This window comes from Peribacillus sp. NPDC056705 (assembly GCF_043656335.1).
This window is the reverse complement of the sequence record NZ_JBHTYI010000229.1, coordinates 1-1,201: the sequence shown is the minus strand read 5'-3', so window position 1 is coordinate 1,201 and position 1,201 is coordinate 1. Positions and strand designations below refer to the sequence as shown.

2 protein-coding genes are annotated in these 1,201 nt (G+C 50.8%); both read left to right on the top strand.

Annotated elements, in window-relative coordinates; all coding sequences use genetic code 11:
* The coding region (locus ACFRAK_RS29195; protein ID WP_394573229.1) for a flavin monoamine oxidase family protein at nt 1-628 on the top strand (628 nt) is incomplete at its 5' end.
* A gap of 36 nt (nt 629-664) precedes the next feature.
* The coding region (locus ACFRAK_RS29190) for a RidA family protein (RefSeq protein WP_394573227.1) at nt 665-1,201 on the top strand (537 nt) is incomplete at its 3' end.

Genomic DNA, 1,201 nt, shown 5'->3' with positions numbered 1-1,201 from the left:
CCAGTCCGATTCAGGGAAGGAGCAGGAGATTCACGGTGATTACTGCATTTGTACGATCCCGTTATCGGTACTCAAGAAGATTCCAGCCGATTTCTCGCCGGAGATGAAGAAAGCGATCAGCAGTGTCGGTTATGCGTCCGCGGGCAAGATTGGCCTGCAGTTCAAGCGGCGCTTCTGGGAAGAGGATGAGCATCTGTACGGCGGAAACAGCCTGACGAATATGGATATTACTCAGATCTATTACCCGCCGAACGATTATTTTGGCAAAAAAGGAATTCTGCTGGGTTACTACACTTACGGTGGTAACGCGGATAAATTCGCTAGTATGACCTACGCCGAGCGGGAGCGGCATGCGCTGTCCCAAGGCGCGAAGATCCATCCCCAATATCCGAAGGAATTCGAGGCCTCATATTCGATTGATTGGAAGAAGACAAAGTATCAAGAGGGCGGCTGGGTATCCTATTCCGCCGATGATCGCAAGACCTACTATCCAACGCTATGTAAGCCCGATAATCGTATCTATTTAGCAGGTGAACATATCAGTTATATTACAGCGTGGCAGGCGGGTGCCATTGAATCTGCCCGCGAGGTGGTCACGGATATCCATCAGCGTGTGATGAAGGCCTAGAATAGAGCCTAACGATCGAAGGGAGTGTGTTTAACTATGAAAAAAGGGAAATCGATTCTGTTATTGACGTTGCTGTTCAGTATATTCAGTGTAACAGCTTATGCCGACAATGCCTCGGCACATAAGAAGCCGCCGACGCAGGCGATACCTGCGCCTAAATTCTATGGCAGTCCGAGCTCATCCATCTCCAGCGGGGTTGTCGTCCCTGAAGGCTCCTCTTACCTGTATACGAGCGGAACCGTGCCGCCGCTGTTGAACAAGGATGGAAAGACCGTCTATGAACGATACGGAGACACCAAGACGCAGGGCATCGGCATTCTGAAGGAGATTGAGAAGCAGTTGAAGGAACAGGGGTTGACGATGAAGGATGTCGTTTACTTGCGGGTCTATATCACGCCGGATGCGGCCAAGAACGGTACGTTTGATTATACCGGCTGGTTTGATGCATATGCCCAGTTCTTCAATACGAAGGCGAATCCGGTGAAACCAGCTCGTTCGACGGTAGGTGTAGCTAGTCTGGTTAGTCCGGACTGGTTGATCGAGATTGAAGCGGTGGCCGTATATCCGGCCAAG